Consider the following 17,822-nt stretch of genomic DNA (forward strand, 5'->3'; position numbering starts at 1 on the left):
GCCGGTTTCGCAGGCGCTCTATGGCGCGCTTCGGCGCGAAAGGCGCATCACGGCGGCATCGATCCGTTCGCCGTTTTCGGTAAACACGGCCCACAGCCACGCCATCAGCCACAGCATCAGGCACCAGGCCAGCACGACATCGGACAGATAATGCGCGCCGAACACGATCCGGTTCAGCGAGAAGGCGAGGACGAGGGGGACGAGGGCGATGATCGCCGTTCGCCGCCATTGAACCGGCAGCAGCAGCGCAAGCGCCACGAGCGCGATCGCGGTGGCGGATTCGCCTGACGCAAAGGAGCAACTGCGCGAGCAGGCGCCGGAGACTTGCCAGGCCGGCGTGAACGGCAGGCTGCCGCCGAAATCGGTGATCTCATAGGGGCGCGCCCGCCCGATCAGCCGCTTCAGCGCCTGGATGAGGAGCCCCGGCCCGACCGCAAAGAAGGTCAGGAAGAACAGCGCCTTGTGCGGGCGGGGCAGCCAGGGCCGGGGTGCGACGGCTTGCGCAATCAAAAGCGCCAGCACGCAGGGCAGAATGAAAACCGGCAGGATACGGTTGAGGTCACGAAGGGCGCGCAGCTCCGGCTCCCGCGAGAGCGGAAAGTCGCCCGTGGCGAAGGCGGCCCAGCGTGAGACGGCAAGATCGATGCCGGGAAAGGCCATGAAGACGAAAGCTGCGCAAATGGTCAGCGCGCCGGCAGCCGCAATCGGCTGCTGTTCGAGGCGGGCGCGCGCCTGCCCCGGCCAGAGACGGGGATTGGGGCGCGGCCATCGGCTGCTGTTTGAGGAAGTGGCCGTGGATGAGTAAAGGCTGGACATGCGGTCGCTCGCAAGTTGTCGGAATGTGTGGGCCGGACACTTGCTCTGCTCTGTCAAGGCTGCGTCGAGGAACGGGGAGCGCTTGATGCGCAAGATCGGATGGCTGGCGGATACACCTTCTGGTCGAGTGCAAACGGCAAGCGGGAATGCAAATCTTCGGCGCTCATTAACGGGCGGCTTTGCATTTCGCCGGCGCAGAGAACCTGTTTTGCCGGTCGTGCCGGCTGTCCGCCGCCAATTGTCAAGAAACGGCGAAGATTTGTCCGGAGCTCTATCCGGAGGGCCGGTCAAGCGTCGATCGGGCCACGCGGATGAATTGCAACGCGGGCGCATTCGTCACATAAGCTGCTGATCACAACATCAGCTCCAGGGAGTTAGTACATGGTCGATAAGGGTCTCATCCTTCTGGCGGAGGACGAGCCGGAGATTGCGCAGATCCTCGATGCGTATCTCGTGCGCGACGGTTTCCGGACGGTGCGTGCCGCCGACGGCGAGACGGCGCTGACCCACCATGCGGTGCTGTCGCCGGACCTGGTGCTGCTGGACGTTCGCATGCCGAAGCTCGACGGGTTCGAGGTTCTCGCCCGCCTTCGCCGTGAGGGGAACACGCCGGTCATCATGGTCACGGCGCTGGCGGAAGATCTCGACCGGCTGACCGGACTGAGGCTCGGCGCGGATGACTACGTCATCAAGCCGTTCAACCCGCAGGAGGTGGTGGCGCGCGTCAACGCGGTGCTGCGCCGCACCCGCAACGGCGCCGGCGCAACCGTGCTCCGCTTCGAGAGTGTCGAGGTCGATCTCGACGCCCATGTCGCCTTCGTCGAAAAGGCCGGCAATCGCCACTCCGTGCCGTTGACGCTCAGCGAGTTCCGCATCCTTGCCCACATGATCCGCCGCCCGACGCATGCCTTCGATCGCGCCGATATTCTCGACGCCTGCCTGCCTGACAGCGACGCGCTCGCCCGCACCGTCGACACCCACATCGCCAATCTCAGGCGCAAGCTGGAAGATCTCGGGGCCTGCGGCTTCTTCAGCGCCGTGCGCGGCGTCGGTTATCGTTTCGTGGAGCCAAGATGAAAGTCAGCCTGTCGCGCCTTCCGCTGGGTATCCTGACCGCCCTGGTGATCGTCGTCCTGCTCGTGTTCAGCGTCGTCATCGTCTACGGCGGTGTGAACTCCATGGAGTCGCAGCTGGAGGCAAAACTGCTGGAGAGGATGCCGGCAAAGGCGGTCGAGGCTTACAAGGATCTCAATAGCGGCAAGGTGCCGTCGCCGGACTCGCTACAGGTCCTGCTGGCCAGCACGGAGGAGCTTGAGGAGTGGGGGAACTGGGAAGTCGACAAGCTCATTCTCGGTTTCGGGGGCATCGCCGTCGCGTTCTGCGGCTTGGTCGGCTACTGGCTGGCACGCAAGATCAGCCGCCCGCTTGAAGCGTTGGCACGGGCGACACAGGACCTCCGGGCCGGGGACTTTGCGGTGCGTGTCGGCTCGATCCGCAAGGGGGCCAAGGAGGTGGCTACTCTCGTGAAAACATTTGATGAACTGGCGGCCGAGCTTGAAAGCATGGAAGACAGGCTCCGCTTCAACACGATGGCCGTGGCGCATGAACTGCGCACGCCGCTGACGATCCTGCAGGGCAACCTTCAGGGAATGGCCGACGGCGTTTTCCCCCTTGAGCAAGAGAGGGTGCGGCAATTGCTGTTGCAGGTGGAGGGGCTCTCCGCGCTGGTGGAGGACCTGCGCACCCTGTCGCTTGCCGCCGGACAGAAGCTGGTCACCCAGCGCCACCCGGTGGATCTCGCCGTCGAGGCGACCCAGGTGCTTGGCGCGTCGAACACCCTGCTTGGCTCGGTAGGCATGTCCGTGGAGGTCGCGCTCGAGCCGGTGCGGGTTTCCGGCGATTCGCAGCGCCTGCGCCAGGCGCTGCTGGCGCTGATCGAAAACGCCACGCGCTACGCCGCAGACGGCCGTGTCCTGCGCTGCGAGACCGGGCGACGGGGCGTCGACGAGGCCTTTGTCCGGATGCTGGACCGTGGTCCCGGTCTTCCTGACGACGTTTCGACCCATTCGATCGACCTGTTCTGGCGCGGCGACGCCTCGCGATCGCGCGCGACGGGCGGAACGGGTCTGGGGCTTTCCGTCGTCCAGGCGATCGCCAAGGCGCATGGCGGACGGCTGGAGTTTGCCGCGCGCGCCGGCGGCGGCGCCGTCATCACGCTCGTCCTGCCGCGGGAACCCGCCCTCTGAGCGACGGCCGCTGCTGCTGCCGTACTACGCAATTTTTCGTTTCTTGTCCGGCCGGAACTTCGACGCGTCACCATCCTTGCGCGTGTATGGAACCGGTGTGCAATTGCCCACCGGTTCTCCGCAAATCCTTGACAGTGCCCGGGCAAACCTGAGCTCGGCCGAGTCCTTCGGCCAGCAGCGTTTGCTCTCAAGGATAGCATCATGTCCCTGGAATTCAGGCAGGAATACAGCGCGGATCTGCGGTTGCCGGTCGACGGCAAGGCATTCATCAGCGAGCCGCTGGCGCCTTCGAACCGGTCGGTTTCTGCGCCCGTCGTCGGTGAAAATTCAGGGGAGAAAACGTCGCTCACCGGCCATGTGCTCAAGCTCGGCCTGAGAGTGAGCCTGAAGCGCGCAGTCGTCTTTTGCATGCGGTTTGCGCGCCATCCGCTCCTGACATCGCGCTGGATCGGCTTTCTTGGAGATTTCTCCGAGCGCTACCGACTGGGCTTGCCGCATGACGACCTCGTGCGCAAATCGATCCCGACATTCTTCCTGCACGGCGCGTCGTCGGCTGCGAGGCTCGACCTGCTGCTCAATCACTTCGATGTCGCAAGTGAGGTTCTGTCGCGCCGGTCGCTGATGGCGCTCTGGCGCGGCAGCACCCTGGAGATGGGCACGGTTTCCGGCCGCAGCGAGAATTATCGCATCCAGCTGCAACTGGCCGACCATAGTGGCGCCCGCCACGAGGGGGCTTTCGCAATCCGGCTGCGCCGGCAGAGCGACGGCTACGCGCTCTGCACCGTCGGCTTCGTCTTCGTGCGGTGCGAGGGAGACAGCTATAGTCTCGCCATCGGCGGAATGCAGGGGCCGAAGGGTGAAGAGGCCAAGCGAGCGCTGATCACGGCAACGCGCGATCTCGGCGGGCTTCGGCCCAAGGATGCGGCCTTGCTCGTCCTCAGCGGCCTGGTGACGGAAGGCCAGGCCGGGCACGTCTTCGCGGTTTCGAACGACAGGCACGTCATCAACCGCCGCCGGCTCAAGCGGCGCCGGATGATGCGCGCCGACCTCGATGCCTATTGGTGCGATCGCGGCGGCGTGCCGGCCGAGCCTTTCGGCTTCAGTCTGCCGATCGGCGACGACCAGGCGGCCCGGGACGGCAACAGGCGTGATCAGAGCAAACGCGCGTTTCGCGATATCGGCGCGTGGTTCTACTGAACCGGCGCCTGGGCGACACCGGCACAAACGTTGCTGCGATTACGGGATCTTCGTGAAGTCCATTTCGAAGGCGCCGGAGACGATCCGGCCCTTCAGCGCCGGCCCGCTGTCGTCGATATGGAACAGCATGTCCCGTGAAAGCACGAAGTAGGTGTCCGCCGACATGGCATAGAGCGGCTCGCTGACGCCTTCCTTCAAGGAGACGGTCAACTGTCCGTCGTTGTCGGCAATCGAGAACGTGCCTCGGTTCGGAACCTGATACTCGCCGGCGAGCTTGGCCGCCCTGTCGGCGGCGACCGGAATGCTCGGCCTTTCGATGCTGCCGTAATCGGGCCAGCCATAGGCGACGGAAACGCTGTGGACGAGCTCGTTCGCCAGTTCCCCGCCCTGCTGCCCGTTGGTCATGATCACGACACCGTCGCCGCTTCCGGAAAAAGCGACGAGCATGTTTTCGTAACCGGCGTTGCTGCCGCTATGGGAAAAGCTGTGAGCGCCGGCGGTCGTGCGCAGGCTGAAGCCAAGGCCGTAGTCGGATTTCACCGGCGTCAGCATCGCGTCGGCAAGCGCCGGTGGCAACAGCGCGCCGGGCGTGTGGCTTGCCGCGGCACGGACCGCAAGCGCGAAGCGGGCGAGATCGCTTGGCGTCGTCCATAGGCCGGCTGCCGCGAGTTCCGGATAGGTATGCGGGCCGCCGGGGATCGGCGCACCCTTGGCGTCATGCGGCCAGGCCGCCGTCCGCAGCGCCGTTTCGCCAAGCGGTTGCGCAAAGCTGCTGTGTGTCATCCTTACGGGTTCGAGCACGGTTTCGCTGAGGATCTCGGCGAAGGGGCGGCCGGTGGCATCGCCGATCAGCTTCTGCATGACGGTGTAACCGCCGCCGGAGTAGCGCCAGACCGTTCCCGGCGGAGTATCGACGAGCACGGCCGGCGTATTTGCGGATGGCCCGCCGCGCAGCACCTCTTCCGTGCTTGGCACTGGCTTTCCGGCCGCGTAACCCGGAAAGCCAGGCACCGTCGTGCCCGCCGTGTGCGAAAGCAACTGCCGCAATGTAACGGGATGGCCGCCGGCGCCGGGAAGCTTCCAGCCTTGAAGCTGCTCGTTGACGTCGCGGTCGAGGCCGAGCTTGCCTTGATCGACCAGCCGCAGGGCGGCAAAGGCCGCGACGGGCTTGCTGATCGAGGCCGCCTGAAAGATCGTGTCGGGCGTGACCGGCGCTCCGCCGGCGCTGACGACGCCATAGCCCTTTGCCCAGGCGATCGTGCCACCCTGCAGAACGGCGATGCTGACCCCCGGCACGTGCAGCCGCGCCATCTCGTCGGTGAGCGACCTGCGCTCGGTGGGGGCGCCGGCAATCAGGACCGCCGGCGCAAGACCGTGTTCCACCGCATCGACGATTGCCGCCTGTTCGGCCGGCGGGCGCACACCATCCTCGGCCATTGCCTCGCCTGCGATGCCGCCGACAACCACAAAGGCAGATATCACCCGAACTGCACGCATGGACGCCTCCAATTTGGTCGCGGATGTTTATACTGGCGCCGATTCGAAGCCACAACTGGAGGTAAGTATGACGCGGTCCGTTGCCAAGAGGCTCAAGCCGCACACGGGCGGATGCCTTTGCGGAGCAATCCGGTTCGAGGCGCAGGGGAAAGCCGGCAAACCGCATACGTGTTCGTGCAAGATGTGCCAGCGCCATTCGGGCGCCTTGACCCTGGCGTGGGTCGAATTTCCGAGCGAAGCCGTGACCTGGACCGGACCGGGCGGCGCGCCATCGGTCTATCGTTCCTCTGATTATTCCAGCCGCGCCTTCTGCCCGTCCTGCGGCAGCAGCCTCGGCGCGATCGACGATGCGCCGGTGGTTGCCCTTCTGCTCGGTGCGTTCGACAAGACGAATGCCGTCGATCTCATCCCGAAGAGCCACAGCTATCGCACTGCCCGACCCAAGTGGTGGCATGTCAAGGCGGTGAAGCCCGCGACCTGACGAGGTGCAGGGCCGAAAGTGATTGACGCAGCCGGTAAAGGGCTGCGTCGACAGGCGTTAGAGCAGCCCCTTCGCGGCGGCGCCGATGGCAATGATGCCGAAGGCGATCAGAACCAGCCCCGAAATGCGCGATACCCAGACGACGAAGCTGTCGGGCAGTCGCGACCGGGCGATCGCTACACCGCCGCTTAGGAAAAACCACCAGCCGAGCGATCCCAGGAAGACGCCCAGGACCACGACGGCAGCGCTGAGCGCGTCGCCCGCTTCGGCAAGGCCGAGGCCGGCGAAGATGGCGGCAAAGGAAAGGATCGTCGCCGGGCTCGTCATCGTCAGGAAAAAGGTGGCGATGGTCGTGCGAATGAGATCGCGTCCACCGACATCGGCCGCCGCCGTGACCGGCTTCGGCCGCAATCCGCTCCAGCCGAGCCAGATCATGAACAGTCCGCCGGCAAGGCCGAGCGGCATGGCGATGATCGAAAGCACGGCGGCAAAGGCGGCAAAGCCGATTGCCGCAAGGGCCGCATAGGTCGCATCGGCGGCAGCCGTTCCGAGGCCCCCGGCCACGCCCGCCCAGAAGCCGCGCTCCAGAGTGCGGTTGATGCAGAGCGCCCCGATGGGGCCAAGTGGAGCTGCGACCGCGAGGCCGACGAGCAGGCTTTTTCCAAACAGCAATGTGGACATGGCATTGGGCTCCGGCCGCGGCATGGTCGCACCGATCCGCTTGAAGGACGGTGCCTGCCCGGCAAAACAAAAAAAGTTGCAGCAGTTTGCGCGTCCGTCAGGCGCGCGGCGCGATCGTCGTCAGGCTTTCCCGCACGGTCGACAGCGCGATCACCGTTTCGCTTCGCGCCAGGAACCGCCGTTGCTTCATTTCGGCAAGGAACGGCTCGAGGTCACTGAGCGACGGCATCCGCACCTTGACGCAATAGGACCAGGCGCCGGTGACATGGTGGCATTCCGCCACGGCGGGATGGCCGGCCATGAAGCCGCGGAACGCTTCCTCGTCCGCGTCCGGCGCAAGGCCGATCCAGACGAAAGCGAGCACGTCGAGGCCGAGCGCGCGATGATCGACCTCGACGGTGAAATTTCGGATCACGCCACTGGCGACGAGCCGGCGAATACGTTCGTTGACGGCCGACGGCGACAATTCCACCGCGGCGCCGATATCGGTCAGCGATCGCCGTGCATCGTCAGCGAGAATTTCGACGATTTTTCTGTCAACGTCATCCATGGCCAATGAATACGATGATTCTAATGTAATGTACAGAGGATTTTTCTGTTTTACGCCGTAGCGACCGCGGAATCGGTGGCGTCCTGGGCTATTCGATGTCTTTCAATGCGTCGAGCGGGCCTGTCAGCGCCGTGCGCGGCTGCACCAACTCGGGCTGGATCAGGTGGATGCGTGGCTGCGGCCGGGCTTCCTCGATGACGTCGAAGGCCTTGGTGATCATGCCCTCGACGTCCTGGCGGATCATGATGACGGGGAAGGGCAGGAAGGACGCGAAGGGATCGTAGTCGTAGCAGCCGACGACGAGGTCGGCGAAATTCTCGTGCGGGTGGCCGGCCATGAAACGTAGCAGGCCTTCGAAGTTGATCGACGAGTTGACGAAGAGGCCGCGCGGCAGCTTGCCGTGCTTCTCGTAGAAGGCCTCGAAGGCGAGGCGGGCATTGTTCGGCGCATAGCCGGTCGGCTGGATGCATTCGTCCGGATCTGCGCCGAGAAGTTCGCTTTTGACGGCGCGGAAGCCGCGGATGCGCTCGCGGCTGGCGTGGTCGTTGCGGCCGCCAAAGAGGTAGAGTTCGTGCGGCGCAAGCGGACCGGACGCCTGGAAGTGACGGATGATCGCTTCCGTCAGCATGCGCCCGCCCTCGTAGTTGTCGCTGATGACGGAGGGCACCTTGGTGCCGGGCAGGTCGATATTGATGTGCTTGAGGCCGGCTGCCTCGCAGACCTCATGCACGCCGTCAGGGTCGGTCGCGCCGCAGATGAACAGCTCGTCGATCGAATAGGAGATGAGCGTTTCGGCCGTCTTGCGCTCTTCCTCCGGGTCGCGGCTGGCGCTGACGACGATCGGGCATTGGCCTTTGCTTCGGACATGCGCCTCGAAGGTCTGGGCCATCGACGAAAAATAGCGGTTGTCGTGGATCGGAAGAAGCAGGCCGATCAAGCCGGAGCGCGAGCTGCGCAGTCCGCGCGCCTGGCGGTTGGCCGTGTACTGGTGGGTCTCGGCCAGGCTGCGGATCAGTTCCGCCGTGCTTTCCTTGATCCGGCGCTTCTGCCAGGTGCCGTTCAGGACCGCACTTACGGTTGAGGGTGAACTCCCCGACAACACCGACAGGTCGTAGATCGTCGCTTTCTTCTTGCTGCTGCTGGCCATCGTTTTCTCCCCTCGTGGTTTTAGTGCCGATTTCCCCTTGACGAAAGATTAAGTCTGCACAATAGTTCTTGCACCATCGATTGTGCAAACAAGAAATATCGATTGTGCAAATTTGATGGTGTCGTCTGAGGAGGCGGCGTTTCAGGGAGGCGAGGAACACTTCGCCAGTGATGATTTGAAACTGGAGGCCGGCGCTGACGCGACCGGGCGCGTTCCCTTGATGGGAGCGAGTGGAGGAGAGAACATGATCAGGAAAATTCTCGTCGCCGCCCTGGCGACATCGCTGGCGCTTGCGAGTTCGGCGGCAGCCTTTGCGCAAGATGCCGGCAAGGTCGGCGTCGTCGTCAAGATCGGCGGCATTCCGTGGTTCAACGCCATGGAAGCCGGCATCAAGGAGCGCGGCCAGAAGCTCGGTATCGACGCCTTCATGGTCGGCCCGACCAGCGCCGACCCGGCGCTGCAAGTGCGCGCCATCGAGGACCTCATCGCCCAAGGCGTGAAGGTGATCGGCGTGGTTCCGAACGACGCCAAGGTGCTGGAGCCGGTGCTGACCAAGGCCAAGGAAAAGGGCATCATCGTCATTACCCATGAATCCCCGAGCCAGAAGGGTGCCGACTGGGATTTCGAGCTCGCATCCTCGACCGGTTTCGGTGAGGCGCACGGCAAGCTGCTGGCCGAGAAGATGGGCGGCAAGGGCGAATATGCCGTCTTCGTCGGCTCGCTGACCGTGCCGCTGCACAATGCCTGGGCCGATGCCGCGATCGCCTACATCAAGAAGAACCATCCGGATATGACACTGGTCGGCGATCGCTACGGTGTTGCCGAAGACGTCGACAAAAGCAGGTCGACCGCGCTCGACCTGATCTCTGCCCATCCGAACCTGAAAGGCTTCCTTGCCTTCGGCAGCCAGGGCCCGATCGGCGCCGGCCGCGCCGTCGAGGAGCGCCGCAAGGTCGGCGAGATCTTCGTGCTCGGTCCCTTCTCGCCCGGCCAGGGCCAGAAGCTGGTGAAGGCCGACGCGATCTCCGGCGGCTTCATGTGGAATCCGAAGCAGGCCGGCGAAGTCTTCGTCACGCTCGCCGACAAGCTGATGAAGGGCGAAGAGGTCAAGGACGGTGACGAGATCGAAGGTCTCGGCAAGGTCAAGCCGGACTTCGAAAACCGCAACATCATCGTCGATCAGCTCGTGCCGATCAACAAGGACACGGTCGCAGATCTTGCGGCCATGGGTCTCTGAAAACCCGAGTTCAAGGGTTCTCCCGGCTGCTGGGCCGGCTTCGGCCGGCCTGGCAAGTCCCTCAACCGTGCCGGAGCCGGATGAGGAAAGGTGTTTGCGGTTTCTGCCCGCATCCTGCTCGGACTTAACGTGATTTAGGGGCAGTCCATGCACCAGCTTGCGACCGCGGGAGGAGGCGAGACGCCGCTTCTGGCCCTGCGCGATATCAACATGACGTTCGGTGGGGTTCGCGCGCTCAAGAATGTGAGCTTCGACGTCCGCCCGGGCGAGGTTCATTGCCTTGCCGGCGAAAACGGCTGTGGCAAGAGCACGCTGATCAAGATCATCACCGGCGTTTACCGCCCCGCCGACGGCGCCTTGATCGAGTTCGATGGCGAAACCTATTCCCACATGTCGCCGGTGACCGCGCAGGATCGCGGCATCCAGGTGATCTGGCAGGATCTGGCGCTGTTTCCCGAGATGAGCGTCGCCGAAAACATCGCCTTCCAGACCGTGCTCGGCCGCTGGCCGAAGCTCGTTGACTATGGCCGCATGCGCCAGATCGCCACCGACGCGCTTGCCCGTCTTGGCGTGACGCTCGATGTCGACCTGCCGCTCAAGGAATATGCGATTGCCCAGCGCCAGATCGTGGCGATCGCCCGCGCGCTGGTCGGCGAAGCGAGGCTCGTCTTCATGGACGAGCCGACGGCGTCCCTGACGCAGTCGGAAACCGACCATCTGCTCGATATCGTTCGTGGCCTTTCCGCCTCCGGCGTTGCCGTCGTCTTCGTCAGCCATCGGCTTGCCGAGGTGTTGGAGATTTCAAGCCGCATCACGGTCTTGCGCGATGGTGCGCTGGTGGGCGTCTATCCGGCAGCCGGCATGACCCAGTCGCGCATCACCGAACTGATGACCGGCAAGACCTTCGACCAGCAGGTGCGGGCGAAATCCCGTGATGGCCAACCCGTTGTGCTCGACGTGAAGGGCCTTTCCCGCCCGGGCCAGTTCGAGGATATCTCGCTCTCGGTCAGGCGCGGCGAAACGCTTGGGATTACCGGCTTGCTCGGCGCCGGGCGTACCGAACTGGCGCTGACGCTCTTCGGCATGCTGAAGCCGGCATCCGGCACCATTGCGCTTGAAGGCAAGCCGGTCCGCTTTTCCTCCAACCGCGACGCGATAGCGGCGGGCGTCGCCTATCTCTCGGAGGACCGGCTGTCGCTCGGCCTCATCCAGCCGCAGTAGATTGCCGACAATCTCGTCATCAGCTCGCTCGACAAGATCCTTTCGGGCGGTCTGCTTTCCGAGGATCGCAAGCGCAGCCTTGTTGCCCGTTGGATCGCCGATCTCGGCGTCAAGATCGGGCTGCAACAGGATGCGATCTCGACGCTTTCCGGCGGCAACCAGCAGCGTGTGGCGATCGCCAAGTGGCTGGCGACCGACCCGAAGCTCCTAATCCTCGACGCCCCGACCGTCGGCGTCGACGTCGGGGCGCGTGCCGGCATCTTCGACATCGTCGCGCGGCTTGCCGAGACCGGACTTGCGATCATCCTCATCTCCGACGAGGTGCCGGAGGTCTATTTCAACGCCGACCGTGTGCTGCACATGGCGCAGGGCCGCATCGTCGGCAGCTACGATCCGCGCACATCCTCGCTCGCTGACATCGAAGGAGCGGTCTATGCGTAGCTTCGTCCGCACCCACGCAACCGAAGTGTCGCTGCTTGCCGTCATCATCGCGATCAGCGCCGTGCTGTCGGTCTCGACTGCCAACTTCTTCTCGCTCGGCAACGCCTTCGACCTGCTCAACATCAGCTCGGTCAACATCATCTTCGCCGTCGGACTGCTCGTAGTGCTGATCGCCGGTGGCATCGACATCTCCTTTGCCGTTGCCGCATCGGTGGTGCAGTACGGCACGGCGATCATGCTTGGCTGGATCGGTGGAGGCGGCTGGATTTCGGGCCTTTTGATCGCCGGCTCGCTCGGCATCCTGCTCGGCGCCATTAACGCCTTCCTGATCCATCGCTTCCGGGTGATCTCGATCGTTGCGACGATCTCCACCTTCAACATCTATTTCGGCCTGTTGATGTTCTTCACCAAGGGCGTGTCGATCTACGACCTGCCGGACTGGTTGACGGACCGCGTCATTCTGTTCGAGCACGAGATGCCGGATGGAACCTGGATCGAGATCACCCTGCCGGTTTTGGTGATGGTTCTTTGCGTCATCGCCACCTGGGTGCTGATCACCCGCACCACCACCGGCCGCCAGCTCTATGCCTTCGGCGACAATCCCGAGGGCGCGCGTCGCTTCGGCATCAATATCGGCGCCATGCAGTTCATCGCCTTCGGTTGGCTCGGGCTCATGGCCGGGATCGGCGGGCTCATCCAGGCGCACTACGCGCAGGAGGTGGTGCCGAACGCGCTTTATGGCCGCGAACTCGACGTGCTTGCAGCGGTCGTTCTCGGCGGCGCGCGGCTTGGCGGCGGCAAGGGCTCGGTGCTCGGCTGCGTGCTCGGCGTGCTCCTGATCTCGATCACTCAGAACGGCCTCAACCTGATGGGCGTCTCGCCCTTCGCCTTCAAGATGATCATCGGCGCCATCATCCTCGTGGCGATCACGCTCTCCAACACCCGCATCGAAAGGCTGTTGCCCTTCGTCAGCCAGAAAGGAGCCGGGCGATGAGCGCGATCGTCGACCGCGTGAAGACCCTCATCGGCCCGGAGATGGCCGGGCCGGGGCTGGCTTTTCTCGCCGTGATGCTGGTCTTCGGCATCGCCTCGCCGCAGTTCCTCAGCGCCGCCACCTTCGGCTCGGTCGCCTTCCAGCTTCCGGAGCTTGGCCTGCTGACGCTCGCCATGCTGTTGCCGATCCTGACCGGCGGGCTCAATCTCGCAATCACCTTCACGGCCAACATCGCTGGGCTGACGCTTGCCTGGGTGCTGCAGGCAAATGGCGGGGTGGAGGCGGGCCCCGGCGCCTTCCTGCTCGGTTCGGTGCTCGCCATTCTAGTTGGTGCGGCAAGCGGCGTGGTCATGGGGCTGGTGATCGCCTTTACCCGCGCGCATCCGATCCTCGTTTCGCTGTCGATGATGATCTTCCTGCGCGGCCTCGGCGAGTTCCTGACGCGTGGCGGCGACGTCTCGGGTTTTCCGGCCTTCCTTGGCCCGCTCGGCCACGGGTCGTTTCTCGGTGTGCCGATCCCGCTCATCGTCTTCATCGTCTGCGTGCTCGCCTGGCACGTGCTGCTCACCCGCACCAAGCTCGGCTTCAACACCTACATGATCGGCTCCAACCTCGAGGCGACGCGATATTCCGGCATCAACACTCGCAAGGTGATCGTGCTGGTCTATGCGCTTTCGGGCGCCATGTGTGCAATTGCCGGCATCATCATGCTGGCGCGCTTCAACTCCGTGCGCATCGGCCACGGCGAGAGCTACCTGTTGATCACGGTGCTCGCCTGCTTCCTCGGCGGCGTCAATCCGTTCGGCGGCTTCGGCCGGGTCATTCCAGTCTTCGTCGCGCTGGTGGTGCTGCAGCTTCTCTCTTCCGGCCTCAACCTCGTCGGCGCCAACCAGCATCTGGCGACTGCCGTCTGGGGGCTGCTGCTCGCCGGCGTCATGGTGCTGCGCTTCGTCGCCACCAAGTTCAAGATTTCATTTGTCAGAAAGGAAACATGACCATGCAGGGTTTTGGCGTCCATACGAGCATGTGGACCATGAATTGGGATCGTCCCGGTGCCGAGCGTGCCGTCGCGGCGGCGGTGAAATACGCCGTCGATTTCATCGAGATCCCGATGCTCAATCCGCCGGCGGTCGACACCGCCCACACCAAGGCGCTGCTTGAGAAAAACAAGCTGCGTGCGGTCTGCTCGCTCGGCCTGCCGGAGCGCGCCTGGGCGTCCGTTCGGCCGGATGCGGCGATCGAGCACCTGAAGGTGGCGATCGACAAGACGGCCGATCTCGGTGGTGAAGCGCTCTCCGGCGTGATCTACGGCGGCATCGGCGAGCGCACCGGCGTGCCGCCGACCGAGGCCGAATACGACAACATCGCCCGCGTGCTTCAGGCTGCCGCCAAACATGCCAAGACGCGCGGCATCGAGCTCGGGGTCGAGGCGGTCAATCGCTATGAGAACCACCTGATCAACACCGGTTGGCAGGCGGTCGACATGATCAAGCGGGTCGGCGCCGACAATGTCTTCGTGCATCTCGACACCTACCACATGAACATCGAGGAAAAAGGCATCGGCACTGGCATCCTCGATGCCCGCGACTTCATCAAATACATTCACCTGTCCGAAAGCGACCGCGGCACGCCCGGCTACGGCAACTGCGCCTGGGATGAGATTTTCGCGACGCTGGCCGCAATCGGCTTCAAGGGCGGTCTCGCGATGGAAAGCTTCATCAACATGCCGCCGGAAGTCGCCTATGGCCTCGCCGTCTGGCGGCCCGTCGCCAGGGACGAGGAGGAAGTGATGGGCGACGGCCTGCCGTTCCTCAGGAACAAGGCGAGGCAATACGGATTGATCTAGGCGGGCGCGCTTTAAGCACCGCCTCGATCAGGACGGAGGGTTGCAGCATGGCAGTTTCAGCGGGTGCGGACACGGGGACGGTTGCCGTCCTTGACGTCGGCAAGACCAATGTGAAGCTGAACGCGGTCACATCAGACGGTTTCGTCCTGGAAACGCTGAGCGTCGCCAACCCGGTGCTGCCAGGCCCACCCTGGCGGCATCACGATCTCGAAAGCCTCGGCGAATGGATCTTCACCAGTCTCGCCGATCTCGGTCGCCGCCATCCGCTGCAAACCTTCGTCGCCGCCGGTCACGGGTCCGGCGGCGTACTCGTTGGCGACGACCCGGATATGGCCGCCGGCGCGGCCCTGCCGATGATCGATTACGAGCAGCCGGTGCCGGAGAAAATCCAGCTCGGCTACGCGCCGCTCTCCGGCTCCTTCTTCGATCGCGGCAGCGCGACGATGCACAGCGCCACGCACCAGGCGCGCCAACTCTACTGGATGCAGGAGCATGCGCCAGAGTCGGTAGCGGCCGCGCGCTGGTATCTCGGCCTGCCGCAATATTGGGCGTGGCGGCTGTCGGGCGTTGCCGCATCCGAGGCGAGCCTGCTTGGCGCGCAATCGCATCTCTGGAATGTCGCCGACCGCCGCTTTGCGCCCATTGTCGGGACACGCGGCTGGCGGAGCCTGATGCCGGATTTTGCCGATGCCTGGCAGGTCCTCGGCTCCGCCCGTCCCGAGCTTGTCCGGCGCCACGGGTTGCCGGTAGGCTTGCGCGTGCTTGCGGGCGGCCACGACAGCAGCCTCAACCATTATCGCTATCACGCCGGCGGGCTCCTCGATTTCATCGTCGTTTCGACCGGGACCTGGATCGTCGGCTTTTCCGGCCGCACGGCCCTTGACCGGCTCGACGAGCACCGCGGCATGACGCTGAACAGCGACGTCTTCGGACGCCCTCTCGGTGGTGTGCTCACCATGGGCGGCCGCGAATTCTCCCATGTGGCGGGCCGCGAACCGCCGGACGCCGCGGTGCCTGACGACGTCGTTCTCGGCCTGATCGCCAAGCGCACCATGGCACTGCCGTCCTTTGGCGACGATGATGGCCTCTTTCCGGGAAGTGCCGGTCGCGGTCGTATCAGCGGGCCGCCGCCGGAAACGCCGATCGAACGCAAGGCGCTGGCGCTGCTCTATTGCGCGCTTCTAACGTCGGAGTGCGTGGAGGCGCTGGGGCCGGGGCCGCTGGTCGTGCTCGACGGAAGCTTCCTGCGCGATCCGCTCTATGCCCGCCTCGCCGCCGCACTCATGCCGAACCGGCGGGTGCGCTTCAATCTCGATGCCTATGGCGTGGCCTCCGGCGCCGCGCTGCTTGCAAATGAGGGCCGGCGCCAGCGCCCGGCGCCGCTTTCGCTCGCCGATCCCGGCGACGTGTCTCACCTCTCGCCTGCTGTCGCCGTCTATGCGTCGCAATGGCGAGCCCGCGCCCGGGCTGGGCACAACAATGGTTTCAGTCGCGACTTCGAAAGGACATATCGATGACCAAGGCCGACATTCTGTCGCTCCGCCGCGAGATGGTGGACATCTGCCGCCGCATGAACTCGAACGGTATCAACCAGGGCACGGCGGGCAATATTTCTGTTCGCACCGAGGCCGGTTTCCTGATCACCCCGTCATCGCTGCCCTATGAGACGATGCAGCCCGAAGACCTGGTCGAAATGGATTTCGACGGTACCTACGCAGGTCTTCGCCCGTCGTCGGAATGGCGTTTCCACCGCGACATCCTTCGGGAACGCACGGATATCAACGTCGTGCTGCACTGCCATTCGGTCTATGCGACCACGCTTGCCTGCCACCACAAGACCATCCCGAGTTTTCATTACATGACCGGCATCGCCGGCGGCACGACGATCCGCTGCGCGGAATATGCGACCTTCGGCACCCAGGCCCTGTCCGACAATGCGCTTGTCGCACTCAAGGACCGCACCGCCTGCCTGCTTGGCCAGCACGGCCAGATCTCGCTTGGCAAGACGCTCGAAGGCGCGCTTTGGCTCGCGATCGAGATCGAAACCCTGTCGCGCATGTATGTGCAGGCGCTGACGCTCGGCGAGCCGCCGGTTCTGCCCGACGACGAGATGGAACGCGTCATCGCCCAGATGCGCCGCATGAGCTACGGGCAGGCCCCGGATGACGAGGGCGTCAACGATCTCGCCCGCCCGCGCGAGGCGGTTTGAGGCCGTCCGGGGACGTGTCGCTGAAGAGCGTCGGTGCCACTTGAAACAATCGATTTTCAGGGGATGAAACTGCGCGCCTGTGCCCGGTGGCATCTCTGCCCCCATACTTCGCGGGTTTGCGAAATGGGGTGAATCAACTAATGCTCAGCCATGATGCAACGATATCTGAGTCGGAGATTCGGCACGTCGGAGAGACGGCTGCGCCCTGCACAAGCTTGGCGCGTGGCTGCAGCGTCGCTCGTGGCCGCGACCGTGCTGTCGGGCTGCAACACGCGCCAGGACGTCGGCACGCCGACCGGCAGCATCATGGTTCCCTCGGAAAACGCGCTGATCCTGCCGCCGCCCGGCGGACCTGCAGTGCTGAACGTCGTTGAACGGCGCAGCACCAACGCGATCGAGCAGGATATCTATCTTTACACCTCGGCGGCGACCCCGGGTCAGAACCTGCTGCGGGCCAAGTTCTTCGGCCCGATGAACGCCAAGTTCGACCAGCAGTCGCGATCGAACTATGCCGGCGTGCGCGACAACAAGATGATGGCTGAGGCGCGCCGGGCGCTGCCCGGCGTTTCGCTGTCGCTCAACCCATACTTCCTGCAGAACAATTACGGCCCGTTCGGCTATGCCTTCGGCCAGGGCCGAGGGAGCGACGCCTGCATCTTTGCCTGGCAGCAGATCCGCCAGGCGGAGAACCACCGCTCGCCGCTCAAGGGCTACGGCACGATTCAGGTGCGGCTGCGCTATTGCGCGGCAGGCGCCAGCGAGACCGAGCTTCTGGCCCCGGTCTACGGCTACACGATCACTGGCACCTTCGGCGATCCCGCCTGGAACCCCTATGGCGCCCCGCCGCCGCTGGAGGCGGGTCTCGGCCGAACCGGCAACCCGATTTATCGCAAGGAAGAAACGGCGACCGAGAGCGCGCCGGCAGTGGTCATCCGACGCCAGGCGCAGCCGGTGGCGCGACGCGAGGTCACCAGCGTCCCGGCCCGCGCCGAGCAGCCTGTTGTCGCGCCCACCGCGGTAACGTCGATCCCGGTTCCGCAACCGGACGGGACCGTCTCGGTGCCGCAGGCGCAGGCGGAAACCACGGCGAAAACCTTGCCGAACGTGATCGTGCCGGCTCCGGCATGCGCAGGGCAGCAGAGCGGAGGAGCCTGCCCTTAATCGACCGCTAACCATCCTTTGTTATGGGCTGGTGTCGGTAGGGGAGACTCGGTCGAATATGGGTCGGGCAATACCAGTGGCATGATGCCGAACGCTGG

16 protein-coding genes and 1 pseudogene are annotated in these 17,822 nt (G+C 64.5%); 12 read left to right on the plus strand and 5 right to left on the minus strand.

All coding sequences use genetic code 11. The annotated features are described in order from the left end of the window. Positions 1-18 precede the first annotated feature (18 nt). A complete protein-coding gene (locus ACIQUG_RS12100; RefSeq protein WP_402321570.1) occupies positions 19-816 on the minus strand; it encodes a phosphatase PAP2 family protein in 798 nt (265 codons plus the stop codon). 381 nt (positions 817-1,197) lie between these two features. Here ACIQUG_RS12100 and ACIQUG_RS12105 point away from each other — a divergent pair, with 381 nt between their 5' ends. The 3 genes from ACIQUG_RS12105 to ACIQUG_RS12115 all read left to right on the plus strand — a co-directional run bounded on the left by ACIQUG_RS12105 (position 1,198) and on the right by ACIQUG_RS12115 (position 4,259). Then, positions 1,198-1,893 carry a response regulator gene (locus ACIQUG_RS12105; protein ID WP_043626533.1) on the plus strand — a complete coding sequence of 232 codons (696 nt, stop codon included), beginning with the start codon at positions 1,198-1,200 and terminating at the stop codon, positions 1,891-1,893. Beyond that, positions 1,890-3,062, plus strand: a complete 1,173-nt coding sequence (locus ACIQUG_RS12110; RefSeq protein ID WP_402321573.1) for an ATP-binding protein — start codon at positions 1,890-1,892, stop codon at positions 3,060-3,062. The genes ACIQUG_RS12105 and ACIQUG_RS12110 overlap by 4 nt, the downstream gene beginning before the upstream one ends. A 201-nt stretch (positions 3,063-3,263) precedes the next feature. After that, positions 3,264-4,259, plus strand: coding sequence for a DUF535 family protein (locus ACIQUG_RS12115; protein WP_402321576.1), 996 nt, complete (start codon positions 3,264-3,266; stop codon positions 4,257-4,259). 39 nt (positions 4,260-4,298) lie between these two features. Here the strand turns inward: ACIQUG_RS12115 and ACIQUG_RS12120 are convergent, their stop codons facing one another. Then, entirely contained in the window at positions 4,299-5,756 is a 1,458-nt protein-coding gene (locus ACIQUG_RS12120) for a serine hydrolase domain-containing protein (protein WP_402321578.1), read from the minus strand. A gap of 67 nt (positions 5,757-5,823) precedes the next feature. On the opposite strand from ACIQUG_RS12120, the gene ACIQUG_RS12125 reads away from it, so the two are divergent. Beyond that, positions 5,824-6,237, plus strand: coding sequence for a GFA family protein (locus ACIQUG_RS12125; protein ID WP_402321580.1), 414 nt, complete (start codon positions 5,824-5,826; stop codon positions 6,235-6,237). Positions 6,238-6,294: 57 nt separating this feature from the next. On the opposite strand, the gene ACIQUG_RS12130 is transcribed toward ACIQUG_RS12125, so the two are convergent. The 3 genes from ACIQUG_RS12130 to ACIQUG_RS12140 form a co-directional block, all read right to left on the minus strand. Beyond that, positions 6,295-6,918, minus strand: coding sequence for a LysE family translocator (locus ACIQUG_RS12130; RefSeq protein ID WP_402321583.1), 624 nt, complete (start codon positions 6,916-6,918; stop codon positions 6,295-6,297). A gap of 97 nt (positions 6,919-7,015) precedes the next feature. Next, the gene (locus ACIQUG_RS12135) at positions 7,016-7,468 is read right to left on the minus strand and encodes an Lrp/AsnC family transcriptional regulator (protein WP_402321587.1); all 453 of its coding nucleotides are present in this window, start codon (positions 7,466-7,468) and stop codon (positions 7,016-7,018) included. Positions 7,469-7,556: 88 nt separating this feature from the next. Then, entirely contained in the window at positions 7,557-8,615 is a 1,059-nt protein-coding gene (locus tag ACIQUG_RS12140) for a LacI family DNA-binding transcriptional regulator (protein ID WP_402321590.1), read from the minus strand. Between the two features lie 244 nt (positions 8,616-8,859). Between ACIQUG_RS12140 and ACIQUG_RS12145 the strand changes: the two genes are divergently transcribed. The 8 genes and pseudogenes from ACIQUG_RS12145 to bcsN all read left to right on the plus strand — a co-directional run bounded on the left by ACIQUG_RS12145 (position 8,860) and on the right by bcsN (position 17,724). Continuing rightward, positions 8,860-9,852: an autoinducer 2 ABC transporter substrate-binding protein gene (locus tag ACIQUG_RS12145; protein ID WP_156134040.1), complete on the plus strand. Its 993-nt coding sequence runs from the start codon at positions 8,860-8,862 to the stop codon at positions 9,850-9,852. Between the two features lie 147 nt (positions 9,853-9,999). Next, a pseudogene (locus tag ACIQUG_RS12150) lies at positions 10,000-11,514 on the plus strand (sugar ABC transporter ATP-binding protein). Next, the gene (locus tag ACIQUG_RS12155; RefSeq protein ID WP_402321593.1) at positions 11,507-12,508 is read left to right on the plus strand and encodes an ABC transporter permease; all 1,002 of its coding nucleotides are present in this window, start codon (positions 11,507-11,509) and stop codon (positions 12,506-12,508) included. The pseudogene ACIQUG_RS12150 and the gene ACIQUG_RS12155 overlap by 8 nt, the downstream one beginning before the upstream one ends. Beyond that, a complete protein-coding gene (locus ACIQUG_RS12160; protein WP_402321596.1) occupies positions 12,505-13,503 on the plus strand; it encodes an ABC transporter permease in 999 nt (332 codons plus the stop codon). Before ACIQUG_RS12155 ends, ACIQUG_RS12160 begins: the two co-directional genes overlap by 4 nt. A 2-nt stretch (positions 13,504-13,505) precedes the next feature. Then, positions 13,506-14,354 carry a sugar phosphate isomerase/epimerase family protein gene (locus tag ACIQUG_RS12165; RefSeq protein ID WP_402321599.1) on the plus strand — a complete coding sequence of 283 codons (849 nt, stop codon included), beginning with the start codon at positions 13,506-13,508 and terminating at the stop codon, positions 14,352-14,354. Positions 14,355-14,401: 47 nt separating this feature from the next. Beyond that, positions 14,402-15,871 carry an FGGY family carbohydrate kinase gene (locus tag ACIQUG_RS12170; protein WP_402321602.1) on the plus strand — a complete coding sequence of 490 codons (1,470 nt, stop codon included), beginning with the start codon at positions 14,402-14,404 and terminating at the stop codon, positions 15,869-15,871. Further along, positions 15,868-16,563: a class II aldolase/adducin family protein gene (locus tag ACIQUG_RS12175; protein WP_402321605.1), complete on the plus strand. Its 696-nt coding sequence runs from the start codon at positions 15,868-15,870 to the stop codon at positions 16,561-16,563. The genes ACIQUG_RS12170 and ACIQUG_RS12175 overlap by 4 nt, the downstream gene beginning before the upstream one ends. A gap of 222 nt (positions 16,564-16,785) precedes the next feature. Then, positions 16,786-17,724, plus strand: a complete 939-nt coding sequence (gene bcsN / locus ACIQUG_RS12180) for a cellulose biosynthesis protein BcsN (protein ID WP_402321608.1) — start codon at positions 16,786-16,788, stop codon at positions 17,722-17,724. Positions 17,725-17,822: the final 98 nt, after the last annotated feature.

Source organism: Ensifer sp. NPDC090286 (assembly GCF_044769565.1).
GTDB lineage: Bacteria > Pseudomonadota > Alphaproteobacteria > Rhizobiales > Rhizobiaceae > Ensifer.

Bases quoted from the DNA above. Each gene is read 5' to 3' on its own strand.
- ACIQUG_RS12130 (WP_402321583.1), bottom strand. From the start codon at position 6,918: ATGTCCACATTGCTGTTTGGAAAAAGCCTGCTCGTCGGCCTCGCGGTC.
- ACIQUG_RS12170 (WP_402321602.1), top strand. From the start codon at position 14,402: ATGGCAGTTTCAGCGGGTGCGGACACGGGGACGGTTGCCGTCCTTGAC.
- ACIQUG_RS12125 (WP_402321580.1), top strand. From the start codon at position 5,824: ATGACGCGGTCCGTTGCCAAGAGGCTCAAGCCGCACACGGGCGGATGC.
- ACIQUG_RS12110 (WP_402321573.1), top strand. From the start codon at position 1,890: ATGAAAGTCAGCCTGTCGCGCCTTCCGCTGGGTATCCTGACCGCCCTG.
- ACIQUG_RS12135 (WP_402321587.1), bottom strand. From the start codon at position 7,468: ATGGATGACGTTGACAGAAAAATCGTCGAAATTCTCGCTGACGATGCA.
- ACIQUG_RS12160 (WP_402321596.1), top strand. From the start codon at position 12,505: ATGAGCGCGATCGTCGACCGCGTGAAGACCCTCATCGGCCCGGAGATG.
- ACIQUG_RS12115 (WP_402321576.1), top strand. From the start codon at position 3,264: ATGTCCCTGGAATTCAGGCAGGAATACAGCGCGGATCTGCGGTTGCCG.
- ACIQUG_RS12145 (WP_156134040.1), top strand. From the start codon at position 8,860: ATGATCAGGAAAATTCTCGTCGCCGCCCTGGCGACATCGCTGGCGCTT.
- ACIQUG_RS12120 (WP_402321578.1), bottom strand. From the start codon at position 5,756: ATGCGTGCAGTTCGGGTGATATCTGCCTTTGTGGTTGTCGGCGGCATC.
- ACIQUG_RS12140 (WP_402321590.1), bottom strand. From the start codon at position 8,615: ATGGCCAGCAGCAGCAAGAAGAAAGCGACGATCTACGACCTGTCGGTG.
- ACIQUG_RS12165 (WP_402321599.1), top strand. From the start codon at position 13,506: ATGCAGGGTTTTGGCGTCCATACGAGCATGTGGACCATGAATTGGGAT.
- ACIQUG_RS12175 (WP_402321605.1), top strand. From the start codon at position 15,868: ATGACCAAGGCCGACATTCTGTCGCTCCGCCGCGAGATGGTGGACATC.
- ACIQUG_RS12155 (WP_402321593.1), top strand. From the start codon at position 11,507: ATGCGTAGCTTCGTCCGCACCCACGCAACCGAAGTGTCGCTGCTTGCC.
- ACIQUG_RS12105 (WP_043626533.1), top strand. From the start codon at position 1,198: ATGGTCGATAAGGGTCTCATCCTTCTGGCGGAGGACGAGCCGGAGATT.
- ACIQUG_RS12100 (WP_402321570.1), bottom strand. From the start codon at position 816: ATGTCCAGCCTTTACTCATCCACGGCCACTTCCTCAAACAGCAGCCGA.